Raw genomic sequence first — 16678 nt, 5'->3', positions numbered from 1 at the left:
GATCGGCGACTTCCCAGCCGATCGCGCCGATCAGCGTCGATTCGGCAGGTGCAGCGGCACCGCCGCGGCATCCAGGTCCGCCTGAGGCACCCGCGCGGCGCCCTCGGGCACCCGGCCGTCGTGCCACCTGGCGAGCACGCCGCCCGGCACCTCCTCCGCCACGAGCGCGAACGAGAAGTGGTCGCGCCAGTCGCCGTCGATGTGGATGAACCGGCGTCTGAGCCCCTCGTACCTGAAGCCGAGCTTCTCGACCACGCGCAGCGACGGCGCGTTCTCGGGCCTGATGCAGATCTCCATGCGGTGCAGCCGCAGCGTGGTGAAGCAGTAGTCCGTCGCGAGCGCGACCGCCGTCGGGGTCACGCCGCGGCCCGCGGTCTCCTGCGCGACCCAGTAGCCGATCGTCGCCGACGACAGCGAGCCGTACGCGATCGATGAGACGTTGAGCTGGCCGACGAGCGCGCCGTCGACCTCGATGATGAACGGCAGCCCGTTGCCGGCCCGCGCGTGCGCGGTCAGGCTGCGGATGCTCGCGCGGGTGTCGATGACCGAGCCGCCGCCCGGGTAGGTCGCCTCCCACCGGCGGAGCCAGGTGCGGTTGTCGAGCAGCACCCGCTCCAGCGGCCGCGCATCCTTCGCACGGATCGGCCGGAGGGTGACCTCGCCGTCGCGGAGCGTCGGCAGGAGGGCGGCGGACATGATCAGACGGCGTCGCGGGACGCACCGCCGGCGGCGACGAAGCCGCCGAGCCATTCGCGCAGGTCGGGACCGATATCGTCGCGGTCGACCGCGAGCTGGACGACGGCCTTGATGTAGTCGAGCTTGTCGCCCGTGTCGTACCGGCGCCCCCGGAACACGACGCCGTACACGCCGCCGGTGCCCTCGACGTCGTCGGCCATCTCCATGAGCGCGTCGGTGAGCTGGATCTCGCCGCCCTTGCCGGGCTTGGTGCGCTCGAGCACGTCGAACACCTCGGGCTTCAGCACGTACCGGCCGATCACCGCATAGTTCGAGGGCGCGACCTCCTTGGCCGGCTTCTCGACGAGCCCCGTGACCCGCACGACGTCGGGGTCGTCGGTCGCCTCGACCTCGGCGGCGCCGTACATGTGGATCTGGTCGGGGTCGACCTCGAGCAGCGCGATCACCGTCGCGTCGCGCGCGTCGTGCTCGTCGAGCATGCGCGTGAGCAGCACGTCGCGCGCGTCGATGAGGTCGTCGCCGAGGAGCACCGCGAACGACTCGTGACCCACGTGCTTCCGCGCGCGGAGCACCGCGTGGCCGAGCCCCTTGGGGTCGCCCTGCCGCACGAAGTGCACGTCGGCGAGGTCGCTCGACTCCTTGACCCGCTCGAGCTTCGACTCGTCGCCCTTGTCTTCAAGGGTCTGCTCGAGCTCGGTGACGCGGTCGAAGTGGTTCGCGAGGGCGTTCTTGTTCCGCCCGATGATCATGAGCACGTCGTCGAGCCCCGCGGCGACCGCCTCTTCCACGACGTACTGGATCGCGGGCTTGTCGACGACCGGGAGCATCTCTTTCGGCATCGCTTTCGTCGCCGGGAGGAACCGCGTGCCGAGCCCTGCCGCCGGGATGACTGCCTTCGTGATGCGCTTCGTCGTCATGCGGTTCAGCGTAGCGGGCGACGGTGGCCCGGCGAGGGACGCCTAGGATTGTGCTATGCCCGCCGACGCCCCCGACGTGGTCAAGCGCATCCTCCGCGCCGAGCTGCGTGAGCGCCGCCAGAACATGCCGGCCCACGAGCGCGAGCTCGCCAACGACGGATTGACCGCCCGACTGCAGGAGCTCGTCGCCGAGACCGGCGCGACCTCCCTCTCCTGTTATCTCTCGATGCCCGCCGAGCCCGATACCCGTCCATTCGTGAACTGGGCCGAGGCCCGGGGCATCCGGGTCCTCTTCCCGATCACCCGCGAAGACGGACTGCTCGACTGGACCGTCGGCGAAGACGAGACCGAGCGACTGGGCCTCGCGGGCGTGCCCGAGGCCGAGGGCGAGCTGCTCGGCCCGATGGCCATCAACGACGTCGACCTCATCATCGTTCCGGCCGCCGCGATCGACCGCACCGGCATGCGGCTCGGCTGGGGCCGAGGCTATTTCGACAAGACCCTCGGTTCGATGGGAAAATGTCCCCCGGTGTACGCCGTCGTCTACGAGCGCGAGTTCGTCGAGTCGGTGCCGCGCGAGCTGCACGACCAGCCGGTGAACGGCGTCGTGACGCCGACGCGCATCATCGCCTTCTGAGCCGGACCCGGTTCGCCCCCAGCCGAAAGGCTCTCAGCCGAAAGACCGCCATGCCCACCTATTCCTACCGCTGCACCGAGTGCGACAACGCCTTCGACATCCACCAGGCGTTCACCGACGACGCGCTGACCACGTGCGAGGTCTGTGGCGGCCGCCTCCGCAAACTCTTCAACACCATCGGCGTCACGTTCAACGGGTCGGGCTTCTACCGCACCGACTCGCGCGCGGGCGGCGACAAGGGCGGGGCGGATGCCTCGTCGGGCGGCTCGTCCACGAGCGGCGGCTCCTCGGAGTCGAAGCCGGCGGCCTCGTCGAGCACCGCCGGCTCGTCGAGCTCGTCGAGCTCGTCGAGCTCGTCCGGTTCGTCGAGCTCCTCGTAATCTCCCGCGACCGTCCCCACCCGTCCCCTACCGACGACAGGAGAACAGCGTGCTCAAGGGCTTCAAGGAATTCATCCTCCGCGGCAATGTGATCGAGCTGGCCGTCGCGGTCGTGATCGGCGCCGCGTTCACCGCGGTCGTGAACTCGATCGTGAACAACCTCATCAACCCGCTCATCGGGGTGCTGTTCCAGGCGGACAGCCTCGATGACGCACTCAAGCTGCCGATCCCGACCTTGACGGGCGGGGTCGCCGAGGTGAGGTTCGGTGCCGTCCTCGGCGCCATCATCACGTTCGTCGTGGTCGCCGCGGTCGTCTACTTCGTGTTCGTGCTCCCCATGAACACAATGAAGGAGCGTGCCGAGGCGCGGCGCAAGGTCGGCGAGCCCGCCGCAGAAGACCCCGAGACCGAGCTCACGCTGCTCACCGAGATCCGCGATCTGCTCGCGGCCGAGCGCGGCGCGACGCACACCCCCGCGAGCGGCACCGCAAGCGGCGCAGTCCCGACGCAGCCCGCGCCGAGCCCCGACGGCACCCACGGCAAGCACGCCCAGTAGCCCCTCACCCTGCCCCCTCCTCGGTCCTCTCCCTGAGCGGGGTCGCGAATCGTCGCTCGGCGCGAACTGGGGCGACCATTCGCGACCCCGCTCGATGAGTGGCTTGGCGGAACACGTCACCGGGTCTCGATACGCGTGCTCGTTCCTCGCTCGCTACTCGACCGACGATGGGTCACCAGTGCGGTGGGCGCTCGCGCGTGATGCGGTCGTCGTCGGATGTCCCGCCCGGGGCGGGCTCGTCGCGGACCGGCTTCTCGGGCGACACGTCGGTGTCGGGCGCGGGCGTCAGGCGTGCGCGGCGGCGGCCCGTGCGTTCCACGCGCTGACGGGCCGGCCCCGCGTCAGCGGCATCCGAAGCACCCGGCTCACCCGCGGCATCCGCCCCGCCCGAAGCACCCGGCTCGCCCGAGGCATCCGCTGCCCGAGAGGCGCTCACGTCAGAGACATCCGTCGCACCCGGGACATCCGGCTCGCTCGACCCGCTCGCGCCGTCGGCCGGCGCGGCGGTCATGACGCGGCCTGCGCCGAGCGTTCCGTCTTGCCGAGCAGGTTCGCGACGCGGTTGGCCACGGCCTCGGGGTCACCGAACAGCTCGAAGCTGTGCACGCGCAGGTAGTGCCAGCCGAGGCGGCGCAGCACGTCGGGGCGCAGCCGCAGCGACTCACGCAAGCTCTGGCCCGCGAGTGAGGCATCCGTCTCGACCACGACGGCCTTGCCGGCGTGCGCGGCGGCAAGCGCGAGCCGCTCGCGGTAGTCGAGCTTCACCCGGATGCCTCGCCGCTCGAGCCGCGCCGCGAGGTCGGCGAGCATGACGTCGGGTGCGCTGCCCGCCGGGTCCTGCGCCTGGCGCTCCTCGGTCTGGCTCAGCACCTGTGCGAGCGCGAGCACGCCGTTCGACTGCCGTTCGGCGTCGATGTGCTCGGGGCGGAACGCCGACACGAGGTCCATCGAGCGGCGCGCGCGGGTCATGCCGACCGCGAGCAGCCGGTCGCCGCCGGGCTCGCCGAGCGCACCGAAGTTCGACAGCAGGCGCCCGTGCGGCGTGCGCCCGAACCCGACCGAGAACACGACCCGGTCGCGGCTCTGCGCGACGGACTGCTCGAGCGTGAGCACCGTGAACGGCTCGGCGCGGTCCTTCAAGATGAAGTCCGACAGGTCGCGGCGCTTCGCGAACGCGGCGAGCACCGCCTGGTGCACCCGGCCCGCGTGCCGCGGGCTCGCGGTGATGACCATGAGCGACTCGCGCGGGCGCTTGACCGCGTGGTCCATGACCAGCTCGACGACCTTCGCGACCTCGGCGTCGAGACTCTCGACCGTGCCCGTGAGCGGGTCGGGCAGCCCGTTGTCGTTCACGTAGTGCAGGCGCAGGCTACCGTGACCCAGGAAACTACCGGCCCACGGCAGCGACGAGATACGCCCGCCGTAGAACCGCCGGTTCACGAGCTCGGCGAGGTCTTCGCCGCCCGCCCGGTAGCTGCGCGTCAGCGTCATCGTGGGCAGCAGCTCGCCGAGCCGCGCGAGCGCCGAGTCGGCGTGCATCGCGTCGACGCCGTGCTCGGCGGCGTCGGTCGAGCCGGGCTCGCCGTCGTCGATGCCGGTCTCGAAGTCGGTGGGCGTCTGCGTGACCGGGTCGCCGAAGGCGACCACCTGCTTGGCACGGCGGATCGCGCCGAGGTTCTCGGCGATGGTCGTCGCGCCTGCATCGACGAGGATGACGGTGTCGAACGTGATCGCATCGTCGATCGCGGACACCTCGTACGGCGAGGACAACCACACGGGTGCGAGCAGCTTGAACAGGTGCGGTGCGCCGGCCTGCAGCGCCGCAGGCTGCACCCGGTCGGCGCGCAGCATGCGCTTCAGCCGGTCGGCCTCCTCGGGGTGGTCGACCAGTGCGACCTTCCAGTTCTCGGCGAGCCTCCACGCGAGCATCGGGCCGCCGGCCGACGCGTGCGCCTCGTCGACGAGGCGGAAGTCCGCCTCGAGCCGGTCGAGCACCTGCGTGTTGGCGCCGAGCAGCGCCTTGTCGTGCGCGAGCACGCTCTCGAGCATGGACTGCCACCACGCGAGCTCGAGCTCGTCGGCGACCCGCTGCTCGGGGACGTGACGCCGGGTGAGGTCGACGAGCAGCGGATCGAGCCCGAGGTCGCGGAGCCGGCCGAGCAGCGCCGTGCGCTCCTGCAGGTTCTGCAGCACCTCGGAGTCGGCCGCGAGGCCCGCGAGCATGCTCGTGAGCTCCCGGAGCGGACGCGCACCCAGCTGCCGTGCCGTGCCGAGGACGCCGAGCGGCGCGTCGAGGGACTGCAGGTCGGTCGCGACCGTCTGGTAGGCGACGTGCACGTCGTCGAGCCCCACGGGCACGCCGGGGGTCGCACCGGCCTCGGAGTAGCGCTGCCAGAGGGTGCGCTGCTGCTGGATGCCCCGGAGCGCGGCGTTGAGATCGGACACGTGCACGCCCGGCCGGACGTACTCGAGCGCGAGGCGGCGCAGCCGCCGGCGGTTGGCGCCGGTCATGCCGGGCTCGTCGCGGCGCGAGCTCGTCGCGGCGATGAGCTCGCCGAGCGGGCGGTCGAACACCGTGGGCCGGAAGCGGTCGAGCGTGTCGCGCACGTCGAGCAGCAGGCGCAGGAACACGCCGAGCTCGGCGATCGACTCGAACTGGCGCAGGCGGGTCTGGGCGATGAGCGACCGCCCCCGCTCGAGCAGACGCGGCACCTCGAGCTGGTGCAGGCGTTTGGCCAGCGCGTGCGCCGCCTCGGACTCGCCGGCGGACTCGAACGTCGCGCCGTACCAGGGCGAGTCTCCCGGGCCGTACTTGAACTCGCCGAGCGCCGCGGCGCGCACGAGATCGCGCGCGACCTCGGGCCTGCGGCCGGCGATCGCGACCAGGCAGGCGTGGTCCAGTCGCGCCGTCGTCTGCGGTGCCGGCCGGTTGCGGGCGAGCCGCGACAGCTCACCGAGCGCGTCGAGCACCGAGACCCCGAGCTCGGGGTCGGGGCGCGTCAGACCGCCGCGGTAGTCGAGCAGCACCTTGCGGAGGCGCACGAGCGCGTCGTCGACGTCGGCGACCCGCGGCCGTTCAGCCTTCTCATTGCGCGAGATGGACTGGATGAGCTCGCGCCGGAGGCCCGCGGTGGTCACCGCGGCGCCCGGGAGCCCGACCTGGCCGAGCCGGTGCGCGATGCCGTCGAGGCTCGCACGGCGCGAGCCCACGACGAGCACGCGCCGGTCGCGTGCGACGAGCGCGCCCACGGCGTTCACGATGGTCTGCGTGCCGCCGGTGCCCGGCAGCGTCTTCACGACGACGGATGCTCCGGCCTCGACCTCGGCGATGACGCGCTCCTGCTCGGGGTCGGCGTCGAGCAGCAGCCGGTCGCTCTGCGGCGGGCGCTGGTCCTGCGGCACGATCGTCGCGGGCTCGCCGCGGTTCGCGAGCACCGCCTTCGCGGCCGGATGGCCGGCGACGGCGTCGATGACGGGGTGCGCGAGGTCGGTCGCGTCGAGCGCCATGGCCGGGCCGACCTCGGCGAAGCTCGACACCACGAGCCGGGGCGCGACCCGGAACCAGGGCAGGTGCGTGGTGAGTCCGCGCAGCCGGTCGATGACGGGCTGCGGCTTGAACACGCCGTTCGTGATCGCGAGCGCGACGAACGCCTCGGCGTCGAGCGTGATCTGGAACTGGCGCTGCAGCTCGCGCGCGAGCGCGGGGTTCAGGAACGGCTGCCCCTTGAGCTTGAGCTCGAAGTCGCGTCCGTAGCGGCGGATCGCGAGCGGGCGGAGCAGCACGGGCGCGAGGAACTCCTGCCCCTCGTTGCGCCACGACGCGAGCCCGATCGCGAGGTGCACCGACTCGATGCCGCGGACCGAGCGCAGCTCGACGCCCTTCTGCGTGATCTCGGCCGCGGCCATCTTGGCGTTGCGCAGCGCGAGCTCGTCGCGGATCAGGCTCGACAGCAGCGTCGACTTGCCGGTGATGAACTGCGGCAGCCCGCCGGGGTGCGTCGTCGACAGCTCGATGCGCGTACGCGGCGTGTCGACGAACCGCACGAGCGGCGAACGTCCGCCGAGCGCGCTGAGCTCCGCGAGCCACCGCCGGCGCGCGGGATCGGTGACGTTGCCGGCGACCAGGGCCGGATCCCCCAGGCTGAGCCCTTCGGGGCTCGTGTGGTGCTCACGCATGGGTCCGGGAGTGAGCCGGTCGGCGGCGACGTCGGCTTCGCGCGGGAGGAGTTCCTCCCCGTCAGGATTCCGATTCAGCCACGGCACACGGAGAGGATATGTGCGAACGCGGCAGGAACCGCGCAATTCTCCCGGCGATGCGCGTGTTTTCGCTGCGAGGTCGGGCGCGGCGTAGCCTCGAGGTATGCACGGAACCGAGCCGAACCTGCCGACCGCGACCCCCGAGGAGGTGCACGCCGCCGAGGGCGCGTACGTGCTCGACGTCCGCGAGGCCTCCGAGCTCGAGCAGGCGCGCCTCGACGACGCGACGCACATCCCGCTCGGCGAGCTCGCCGCCCGGGTGGCCGAGGTCCCGCGCGACCGCCCGGTCTACGTGCTCTGCCACGTGGGCGGGCGCAGCGCCCAGGCCACCGCGTTCCTCACTCAGGAGGGCGTCGACGCGCGCAACATCGACGGCGGCATCGTCGCCTGGTACCGCGCGGGCCTGCCGGTGACCATGGGCGAGTGACCCGCTGGTCGAGGAGCGAGCGACGAAGGAGCACGCGTATCGAGACCCCGTGACGCGGCCTCGAGATCGGCCCGCGAAGTCTCGATACGCTGTGCTACTCGACCAGCGGGGAGGGGCGTCAGGCGTGGCTGAGCTCGAGGCCGTGGGCCTTGGCGACGCCCTCGTTCGTGAGCCGGCCGGCCGTGGCATTGAGGCCCTTGGCGAGTGCGGCGTCCTCGGCGAGCGCGGCCTGCCAGCCGAGGTCGGCGATCTTCGTCGCGTACGGCAGCGTCGCGTTGGTGAGCGCCGGGGTCGAGGTCGCGGGCACGGCACCCGGCATGTTGGCCACGCAGTAGAAGATGGCGTCGTGCACCGGGTAGGTCGGCTCGGCATGCGTGGTCGGGCGTGAGCCCTCGAAGCATCCGCCCTGGTCGATCGCGATGTCGACGAGGACCGCACCCGGCTTCATCGACGCGACCATCTCGTCGGTGACGACCTTGGGCGCTGCGGCGCCCGGCACGAGCACCGCACCGACGACGAGGTCGGCGTCCTTCACCTGGCGCGCGATCTCGTAGGGGCTCGACGCGAGTGTCTTGATGCGGTGCTCGTAGCGTGCGTCGAGCTCGCGCAGCTTCGGCAGTGAGATGTCGAACACCGTGACGTCGGCGCCCAGGCCGAGTGCGGTCGCGGCGGCCTGTTCGCCCGCGACGCCGCCGCCGATGACGACGACCTTGGCGGGTGCGGTGCCCGGCACGCCCGCGAGCAGCACGCCGCGACCGCCTTTCGAGGCGAGCAGCGACGCGGCGCCGACCTGGGGCGCGAGCCGGCCCGCGACCTCGCTCATGGGGGTGAGCAGCGGAAGCGAGCGGTCTGCGAGCTGCACGGTCTCATACGCGATCGCGGTCACGCCGGACTGCAGGATCGCGCGCGTGAGCGGCAGGTCGGCCGCGAGGTGCAGGTAGGTGAAGAGCGTGAGGTCCTCGCGGAGGAAGCCGTACTCGGACTCGATCGGCTCTTTGACCTTCAGGACGAGCTCGTTCGCCCACGCCGCCTCCGCGTTCGCGACGATCGTCGCGCCGGCCTCGCGGTACTCGGCGTCGGTGTACCCGGCGCCGGCACCCGCGCCCGCCTGGATCTCGACGGTGTGACCGCGCAGCGTGAGCGCGTGCGCGCCCGCGGGTGTCATCGCGACGCGGAACTCGTTGTTCTTGATCTCTGCCGGCACGCCGATGCGCATGATGAACCCCGAATCCTCCGTGGTGCGGACCCCTCCATGGTGACCGGTTGTTCGTCGCATCGGAATAGGTTCCGCAGCTTGTTCGGTAGAATGGCGCATATTCATGCTTCTGTTCGGGAGGGGGCGCATTCATGGCCGACGCACCGAAGATCAGCACGTCGGACGCCTCCCCCGGCGGCGCGGTCCGCACACCGCCGGGCGGGGCATCCGGCCCGCTCGCGCTCGACGAGGTCGACCGGCGCATCGTGGCGCTGCTGCACGAGAACGCACGCATCCCGAACGTCGAGCTCGCGCGTGCCGCAGGTGTCTCACCGTCGACGTGTCTCGCCCGAGTGCGCTCGCTGCGCGAGCGCGGTGTGATCCTCCGGTACACCGCGGAGATCAACCCCGCCGCGCTCGGCTACACGTTGCAGGCGCTCGTGAGCGTCCGCATCCGGCCGGGTGCCCGGCACCTCATGGAGCAGATCTCCGACGAGCTCCGCCGTGAGCCCGAGGTCGCACAGCTGTTCTTCCTCGGCGGCACGGAGGACTTCCTCATCCACGTGCGCGTGCGCGACAGCGAGCACGTGCGGCAGTTCGTGCTGAAGAACCTGTCGGCGAACCCGGCCGTCGCGCTCACCGAGACGAACCTCGTGTTCGAGCACCACTCGGCCGGGTCGGCCGGGCTGCGCGCGGTGCTCTAACTCCGCGCCGCCGGACCGAGCGGCAGGATGTCGCCGAGGTCGAGGTCGGTCGGCTGCTCGAGCTGCTCGTACGTGCACGTCGCCGGGTCGCGGTCGGTGCGCCACCTGCGGAACTGGGCGGTGTGCCGGAATCGGTCGCCCTCCATGTGGTCGTAGGCGACCTCGAGCACGCGCTCCGGCCGGAGCGGCACGAACGAGAGGTTCTTGCCCGCGCTCCAGCGGCTCACCGCGCCCGGCATGCGCGTCGACGCGTGCGCCTCCTGGTCGGCCCACTCGCCCCACGGGTGCGCCGAGAGATCGGTCGCGATGAGCGGTTCGAGCTCTTCGACGAGCGCTTTGCGCTTGGCCATGGGGAACGATGCGGCGACGCCCACATGATGCAGCCGGCCGTCGTCGCCGTACAGGCCGAGCAGGAGCGACCCGACCACGTCGCCCGATTTGTGCCACCGGAAGCCCGCGAGCACGCAGTCCGCGGTGCGCTCGTGCTTGATCTTGAACATGGTGCGCTTGTCGGGCTGGTAGGTGCCGTCGAGCGGTTTCGCGACGACGCCGTCGAGGCCCGCGCCCTCGAACCGCTCGAACCAGTCGGTCGCCTCGTCGAGGTCGGCGGTCGCCGGGGTCACGAAGACCGGGTCGGATGCCTCGGCCAGCGCCTCCTCGAGCCGGCGCCGCCGTTCGGCGAACGGGCGTCCCATCAGATCGTCGTCCCCGAGTGCGAGCAGGTCGAACGCGACGAACGAGGTCGGGGTCTCGCCGGCGAGCAGCCGAACCCGGCTCGCGGCCGGATGGATGCGCTGCTGCAGCGCGTCGAAGTCGAGCCGGCCGCCGCGGACGAGGATGATCTCGCCGTCGACGACGCAGCGATCGGGCAGGTTCCGGCGCAGCGACTCCACGAGCTCCGGGAAGTACCGGGTCATGGGCCGTTCGTTGCGGCTGCCGAGCTCGACCTCGTCGCCGTCCTTGAAGACGATCGTCCGGAAGCCGTCCCACTTCGGTTCGACGTGGCCGACGTCGGGGATCTCGCGGACCGATTTCGAGAGCATGGGCGCGATGGGCGGCATCACTGGCAAGTCCATGCCCCCTGGGTAGCAGTGCGGGACGGTTGGGTCAATCCCATCCCCCTTTGTGGTGACGGTGCGTACGGTCGAGAGTGGGCACGTCCGACGCTGTGCGTGTCCGAGCCGAACATGAGGAGTGACGATGACATCACCGGATCCCCAGGAACCCGGGGCCGCCGACGAGCTGGATGAGGCGGTCCAGGCATCGGAGCAGCACCGTCTCGCCGAAGAGCACGCCGACCCCGACGAAGAGGTCGTGGTCCGTGACCCGGAGTCGGGCGACCTGCACGAGGAGCGGGCGCAATGACCACGATCCTGGAGCCCCCTGCCCCTGAACGCCCCGTCCTCTGGTCGCTGCCGCCGATCGGCGTGTGGTGGCCCATGCTCGAGCGCCCGCTCCAGCGCGAGGTGCTCGAGAACCCGAACGCCCCGCTGCGCTCGTTCGTCGTGCGCCGCATCATGGAGCTGTGCGAGCTGGACGACCGGCCCATGCCGCGCGGCACGTTCCGGCTGAGCGAGAACGAGCGGGCCTATCTCGCGGGCTGGACCCACTCGGTCGACTGGGACTGACCCGCCGAACCTCGAAGCGCCGCCGACCGGACCCATCCGGACGCCGGCGCTTCGGCGCGTCGTGGCGGCGTCCGTGCGGAGACGGCGCCACACTCGGGATCGTGGACGAAACGAAGCCGGCCCCTTCGCACTATCACCGCGACAGCGTCGAGTTCGCGCGCGCGTTCACGTTCTTCGACGCGGTCTACGCGTTCGCGCTCACACTGCTGGTCGTGAACATCGACCCGCCCGAGGCATCCGAATGGGGCGACCTCTGGACCTGGCTCTCGGGCGGACTCGGCTGGCAGCTGTTCGGCTTCCTCGTCAGCTTCGTCGTGATCGCGGTGTTCTGGCGGACGAACCATCGTCTGAGCTCGGGGTTCGTCGCCATGAGCTCCGGCACGATGACCGCGAACATCGTCGCGCTCGTGTTCGTCGTCTTCATCCCGTTCTCGACCCAGGGCATCAGCGACCCCGAGACCGGCGACCAGCCGCTCGCGGTCGCGGTCTACGCCGTGAACATCGCGGCGGCGGTCATGGCGCAGTCGGCGATCTTCCTCGTCGCCCGCCGCGACGGCGTGATCGCGAACCCGCTCCCCCGCCGTGCCGACACCGTGCGCCTGCTCGACACGGCGACGACCCCGCTCGTCTTCCTGCTCTCGATCGTCGTCGCCTATGCCTGGGGAGCCGACTGGGGCCGGTGGACCTGGGCCCTGTTGCTGGTCATCGGTCCGCTCAGCGGGCGGTGGGCGGATCGCGTCATCGCACGCATCGTGGCCGAGGATCGCGGGAACGCGGCGTCATCCTCGTAAGGCCGCAGCTCTGGGAGCTCTTGCCAGTCCCGACAACCGACCGTATGGTAGAAATGAGGCGGGGCCGAGCCCGCCGCTCGGGGAGGCAAGCATGGAACTCGCTGGATCGGTCTGCGTGATCACGGGGTCCTCGTCCGGACTCGGCCGCGCCACCGCCGAGTACTTCGTCGATGCCGGCGCACAGGTCGTCGGCCTCGACCTCGCGATGCCCGCCGACCCGACCGGCGAGCGCTTCCGCACCATCGTGGTCGACATCACCGACGAGCCCGCGGTGGCCGCGGCGATGGACGAGATCGGCTCCGAGTTCGGAGGCATCCACGCCGTCGTGAACTGCGCGGGGATGATCCGCGGCGCGGCGTTCCTCGACGACGCCGGTGAGATCTTCCCGGTCGAGCTCTTCCGTCGCACCGTCGACGTGAACCTGACCGGCACCTATCTCGTGGCCGCGCACGGTGCGCGGTGGATGGCGAAGAACCCGCCGAACGCCGACGGCGAGCGCGGGGCGATCGTGAACACCGCCTCGATCGCCGCGTTGGACTCGAGCTCGAGCGTCGCGTACGCCGCGTCGAAGGGCGCCGTGGTGTCGTTCGGCCTCACCGCGGCCCGTCAGCTCGCCGGGCACGGGATCCGGGTCAACACGATCGCTCCGGGGTTCATGGACACCGAGATGTTCGCGGGCCTCCCGCCCGAGCGCGTCGACGAGCTGAGCAGCCTGACCGTCTTCCCGCGCCGGCTCGGTCAGCCGAACGAGTTCGCCCGCCTCGCCAAGGAGCTCGTGGAGAACCCCTACCTGAACGCCGCCCTGATCCGCGTCGACGCGGGCAGCCGGGTGTGAGCAGGCGGCACGTGCAGCACGATCAGCGAGCTCGCCGTCAGGCCAGCTCGGCAGCACAGGAGGTCAGGCACGCGGCGTAATAGTCGAGCGTGTCATCGTCGAGCTGAATTTCCGGCGCAGCTTGGAGGCCGGTGACCTTCCAGATCGCACCGCTGTTGAACCAGTTGTCCATCGCCACCATCGAGATCTGACGCCTCGAGAAGCCGGCCGCTCCCGCGACGCTCACCGCGTCCTCGAACGAAAGGAAACGCTCAGGGGCGCGCATCCCCGCGTGGTCGAAGAACGGCTGGATGAGGTCCCGGATCCGGACCGGGCGCGGATACGCCGCGTGGAGCACGCGCGGCAGCTCACGAGTGGAGACGAGCGCGGCGACCAGACGACCCAATGTGCCCACGTCGATCACCGAGACGAGCGCATCCGGGTCGGCGATCCACGCGTCGAGCCGAACCATCGCCGCCAAGAGCGGCGTGATCGTTCGGCGATCTCCGGCCCCGAAGACCAGGTTCGGCCGGACCACCGTCCCGCCTGCCTCGATGATCAGCGCATCGGCGGCCGCCCTCGAACGCGCAGAGGCCGAGCCAGGCCGCACCGAGATGGCACCCTCGGCATGGCCGGTCCCGAGCACGCCGCCGTAGACCCCGCTCGTACCTACGGCAACCAACCGCTGCACTCCGCTCGCGCACGCCGCCGCGACGAGATTGCGAGTGCCCTCGACATTGACCCGCCGCTGCTCCTCCACATCCGACCCCGCGTACGACGCGCAGTGAACGATCGCACCGGCACCCGCCACCACTGCCGTCAACCGATCCGCGTCGGTGAGATCCCCGACCACCACCCGGGCCCCACCTTGGACGCGAGAGAGCCGCCATGGTTGCAGTCCCCGCAGTTCCAGCGCAGAAACTACCCGGCTGCCGGCGAAGCCGAAGCCACCCGTGACTATGACTGCGCCCGCGAGCTTGGCTGACACGGTACCTCCGAAGGTGAACCTAGGGCGAATACTAGATTCTGGATTATGGATTTTAATACTGCGTCTTGGACTTCGAATGTTAGCCTACTGATCGTTGGGCACTCATTCGGTGACCTCCAACCCCCTTGGACTTCACGTTGGCGAGCAGTACCGGCTTCGAAGCGCTTCTCGGACCACCCCAGGACCGTTACTTCGGCGCGGGCTACCGCAAGACGGCGTACGAGCTCCGCGAACTTCGGCCTGACGCTTCGAATGGGAGCACGCTCGAGGGCATCGCGACCGTAAGGTACGCGGCGGACTGGTCGATAAGAGCAGGTGTTGTCCGGACCCCGCACCTCAGCACCGTCGATGTGATCGTCTTGACGTCGTGGATGGCGCAGGCGTATCTCTCGTCCCGCGGATTCTCGGACAGCGCGATCGCGCATGCATGGATCCCAGAGATCTTCCTCAGGGCAGGAGGCCGCCCCGTCAACGACCTTGACCGGGTCCGTGTTCAGGTGGACGTTACCGGGACCGGCCCCGCGATGCAAACAAACTGGGGCCGCAAACTTCTCAAGATCAATGTGGGAACGCTGTCGGCAACCGCGATCCTCGAACACGAGGCGGAACCGGCTCGGTGCCGGCCCTTGCGCACGCGGTCGATGCCGATCCCGGAGGTCTTCGGCGTGCTTTTCCGCAACACGGATCACCGTGTATGCATTACACAGGTCGATTCACAAGGCATGCGCTGCCGTATCGAGTTCACACCCCAGAACGCACGGCCAACCGGTCTTGCGGCAGCGTACTGGCCGTCAGCAACCTTCATGGATAGCGCGGCGATCGCCGGCCAGATGACGCAAATCGCGCTGATGTACAACTCGAAGCGGAGCCGTGAGGCATCCACGAACATGTGGATCCGAAAGATCCGCTTCCAAGCCTCGGAGCCCCGACACCCAACCGTCGGAAGCGCTTCATTGCAGGTGGCCCAGTTCGGCGTTATTCGACACGGAAACACCACCTACACCACGTGTGAGACCGAGATGTCGATCGCCGGAGTTCGCGTCGCTGCGTCCGTCGCCGAAGCCGACGCGTCCCCGACATGACCGCGGGCACGAGCATGGCGTGACGGAGAGCCAGAGAGAGCGCTACACGACAACAATCGACTCAGCACGGTGCATGTACTCCTCGAAGATCTCGCGAGCCTCTTTCAGCAACGCATCCTTGCGCTCCTCAGACGCGAACCCGGGGATGATGACCAAACATAGGTCACGAAACCGCTCGAGGAGATCGGCATTCTGATGCAGAATCTCCGACCCGAGACGAACACCCGAGCAAGCCGGACCAAAGAACTTTCCCAGCATGATCGGGTCGACATCCGGACGCACATCACCCTCATCGATCCCGCGTGCGAATAGATCGGTAACCGTCTCAATCCAATCCAGCCAGGGCTGACGATACACCTCCGGGAAAAGCAACGTCTCCGTGCTGAGCGCCATGCCAGCCCGAATCACCGGATCCTCGAGTATCGAATAGCCAATAGTGGCCAACAGATGATTCAGAGCAGCTATCGCAGGAAGCCCCTTTGCCATGACTGCGTCACCTCGGGCCCTCGCACGCCGATGCTGCTCCTCGACAAGGAAACTGGCGACCTGTTCCTTCGAACTGAAATGGAAATACACGGCGCCCGCCGTCACGCCGGCTCGCCCTGCGATATCCGAAATGGTCACCGATCGGTAACCGTCCACCGCGAACAACTCCGCTGCGGATCGCACGATCTCTGCTCGTGTTCGTCTCGACCGTTCCTGCATCACCGTAGACACCTGTCCCGTGTACGTCCGGAACATTACTACAGTCCCCGATGGGAATCATGCGTCGGTAGCGTTGGTACCTCGCGTCACGGCACTCTGCCGTGGCGGTCGCCAGGATTTCAGGCTCGGGTGGCGGCTTCCGTCCAGGCTTCGAACGCGGCCGGGAGGGTGCCAGGTGTGTTCCGCTGAAGAGCGGTGATCAGGTCGGTGTGCAGGGCCCGGTTGGCGTCGCCGAACGCGGGCAACTGTGGCTGGGCGAGCCTGAGCCGGTACGCGGCAGCGGTCGTGGCGAGCCGCACACTGAACAAGTCCGCACCCACACGCAGACGCGTGAAGAACGCGAAGCTCGCGGCGACCTCCCGAGTCGCGCCCACACTGCGGGCGCGGTTGCGCAACCGCCGAAGGTCAGCGACGAGCGCCTGGTCGGTCACACCGCACAGAGCACGGGTCAATGCGAGGTGCACCATCGCCCAACCTTGGGCCTCCTGACGCGCGGTCTCCGGCGTGAAGCTGGCGATGCGGGTGTACCTGGCCGCGGCGATATCGATGATTCCATGGCCCTCCAATCGCTTGATCGCCTCTCGGATCGGCGTGCGGGACACGTTGAGCCGCTCGGCCCATTCCATATCGTGCAGCGCCTCACCGGCGACGAGATCACCCTCGACGATCGCGGCGAGCAGCAGCTCATACACATGATCGACGACGGTACGGGTTCGCGAGACGATGCGGTCGGGCTGATTCAACAACGGGGCGGCCATGGTGGTACTCCAGAAAAAAGTTTGGATTATGCTTTTATTGTGCATACTAGTCGCCAGTGCGTCAACCCGTGAATTGAAGGGTCGCCCTTCCGCGATCGAGTGCCGATCGGTCAATCGAGTACCGCGAAGCCGCCGTGGCGGGG

19 protein-coding genes are annotated in these 16678 nt (G+C 69.6%); 10 read left to right on the top strand and 9 right to left on the bottom strand.

The annotated features are described in order from the left end of the window. Positions 1-30: 30 nt before the first annotated feature. Entirely contained in the window at positions 31-696 is a 666-nt protein-coding gene (locus RH864_RS08050) for a GNAT family N-acetyltransferase (protein WP_310517014.1), read from the bottom strand. Between the two features lie 2 nt (positions 697-698). After that, positions 699-1613, bottom strand: coding sequence for a UTP--glucose-1-phosphate uridylyltransferase GalU (gene galU, locus RH864_RS08045; protein WP_310517013.1), 915 nt, complete (start codon positions 1611-1613; stop codon positions 699-701). A 55-nt stretch (positions 1614-1668) separates the two neighbouring features. Here galU and RH864_RS08040 point away from each other — a divergent pair, with 55 nt between their 5' ends. The 3 genes from RH864_RS08040 to mscL are packed head-to-tail and all read left to right on the top strand — an operon-like array spanning position 1669 to position 3186. Then, on the top strand, positions 1669-2250 hold the full coding sequence (locus tag RH864_RS08040) for a 5-formyltetrahydrofolate cyclo-ligase (protein WP_310517012.1): 582 nt from the start codon (positions 1669-1671) through the stop codon (positions 2248-2250). Positions 2251-2300: 50 nt separating this feature from the next. Then, on the top strand, positions 2301-2630 hold the full coding sequence (locus RH864_RS08035; RefSeq protein ID WP_310517011.1) for an FmdB family zinc ribbon protein: 330 nt from the start codon (positions 2301-2303) through the stop codon (positions 2628-2630). 49 nt (positions 2631-2679) lie between these two features. Continuing rightward, positions 2680-3186, top strand: coding sequence for a large conductance mechanosensitive channel protein MscL (gene mscL / locus RH864_RS08030; protein WP_310517010.1), 507 nt, complete (start codon positions 2680-2682; stop codon positions 3184-3186). A gap of 172 nt (positions 3187-3358) precedes the next feature. Here the strand turns inward: mscL and RH864_RS08025 are convergent, their stop codons facing one another. Next, positions 3359-3697, bottom strand: a complete 339-nt coding sequence (locus RH864_RS08025; protein ID WP_310517009.1) for a hypothetical protein — start codon at positions 3695-3697, stop codon at positions 3359-3361. Beyond that, positions 3694-7362, bottom strand: a complete 3669-nt coding sequence (locus RH864_RS08020) for an AAA family ATPase (protein ID WP_310517044.1) — start codon at positions 7360-7362, stop codon at positions 3694-3696. The genes RH864_RS08025 and RH864_RS08020 overlap by 4 nt, the downstream gene beginning before the upstream one ends. A 184-nt stretch (positions 7363-7546) precedes the next feature. Between RH864_RS08020 and RH864_RS08015 the strand changes: the two genes are divergently transcribed. Continuing rightward, the gene (locus RH864_RS08015) at positions 7547-7870 is read left to right on the top strand and encodes a rhodanese-like domain-containing protein (RefSeq protein ID WP_310517008.1); all 324 of its coding nucleotides are present in this window, start codon (positions 7547-7549) and stop codon (positions 7868-7870) included. A 118-nt stretch (positions 7871-7988) separates the two neighbouring features. On the opposite strand, the gene ald is transcribed toward RH864_RS08015, so the two are convergent. After that, entirely contained in the window at positions 7989-9086 is a 1098-nt protein-coding gene (gene ald / locus RH864_RS08010; RefSeq protein WP_310517007.1) for an alanine dehydrogenase, read from the bottom strand. Between the two features lie 131 nt (positions 9087-9217). On the opposite strand from ald, the gene RH864_RS08005 reads away from it, so the two are divergent. Next, complete coding sequence (locus RH864_RS08005; protein WP_310517006.1) at positions 9218-9769, top strand: Lrp/AsnC family transcriptional regulator; 552 nt, start codon at positions 9218-9220, stop codon at positions 9767-9769. On the opposite strand, the gene RH864_RS08000 is transcribed toward RH864_RS08005, so the two are convergent. Beyond that, complete coding sequence (locus RH864_RS08000; protein ID WP_310517005.1) at positions 9766-10845, bottom strand: ATP-dependent DNA ligase; 1080 nt, start codon at positions 10843-10845, stop codon at positions 9766-9768. The two genes, RH864_RS08005 and RH864_RS08000, sit on opposite strands and share 4 nt — an antisense overlap. Before the next feature lie 124 nt (positions 10846-10969). On the opposite strand from RH864_RS08000, the gene RH864_RS07995 reads away from it, so the two are divergent. From RH864_RS07995 to RH864_RS07980, 4 genes are all read left to right on the top strand, one after another. Continuing rightward, complete coding sequence (locus RH864_RS07995; protein ID WP_310517004.1) at positions 10970-11134, top strand: hypothetical protein; 165 nt, start codon at positions 10970-10972, stop codon at positions 11132-11134. After that, positions 11131-11397, top strand: a complete 267-nt coding sequence (locus RH864_RS07990) for a hypothetical protein (RefSeq protein ID WP_310517003.1) — start codon at positions 11131-11133, stop codon at positions 11395-11397. Before RH864_RS07995 ends, RH864_RS07990 begins: the two co-directional genes overlap by 4 nt. 101 nt (positions 11398-11498) lie before the next feature. Further along, complete coding sequence (locus tag RH864_RS07985) at positions 11499-12188, top strand: TMEM175 family protein (RefSeq protein ID WP_310517002.1); 690 nt, start codon at positions 11499-11501, stop codon at positions 12186-12188. Between the two features lie 91 nt (positions 12189-12279). Continuing rightward, positions 12280-13023, top strand: a complete 744-nt coding sequence (locus tag RH864_RS07980; RefSeq protein ID WP_310517001.1) for an SDR family NAD(P)-dependent oxidoreductase — start codon at positions 12280-12282, stop codon at positions 13021-13023. Positions 13024-13060: 37 nt separating this feature from the next. Here RH864_RS07980 and RH864_RS07975 read toward each other — a convergent pair whose 3' ends face one another. Further along, positions 13061-13990 (bottom strand): NAD-dependent epimerase/dehydratase family protein, encoded by a 930-nt coding sequence (locus RH864_RS07975; protein WP_310517000.1) that lies wholly within the window; start codon positions 13988-13990, stop codon positions 13061-13063. A 137-nt stretch (positions 13991-14127) separates the two neighbouring features. On the opposite strand from RH864_RS07975, the gene RH864_RS07970 reads away from it, so the two are divergent. Next, positions 14128-15072, top strand: a complete 945-nt coding sequence (locus RH864_RS07970) for an AvrD family protein (RefSeq protein WP_310516999.1) — start codon at positions 14128-14130, stop codon at positions 15070-15072. Positions 15073-15114: 42 nt separating this feature from the next. Here RH864_RS07970 and RH864_RS07965 read toward each other — a convergent pair whose 3' ends face one another. Continuing rightward, complete coding sequence (locus tag RH864_RS07965) at positions 15115-15789, bottom strand: ScbR family autoregulator-binding transcription factor (RefSeq protein ID WP_310516998.1); 675 nt, start codon at positions 15787-15789, stop codon at positions 15115-15117. Between the two features lie 107 nt (positions 15790-15896). Continuing rightward, positions 15897-16649 (bottom strand): GntR family transcriptional regulator, encoded by a 753-nt coding sequence (locus RH864_RS07960; RefSeq protein ID WP_310516997.1) that lies wholly within the window; start codon positions 16647-16649, stop codon positions 15897-15899. Between the last annotated feature and the right edge of the window lie 29 nt (positions 16650-16678).

The sequence above is a fragment of the Agromyces aerolatus genome (genome assembly GCF_031432255.1).
Classification (GTDB): Bacteria; Actinomycetota; Actinomycetes; order Actinomycetales; family Microbacteriaceae; genus Agromyces.
The sequence above is the reverse complement of the archived record's forward strand: the minus strand, read 5'-3'. Positions and strand labels throughout refer to the sequence as shown.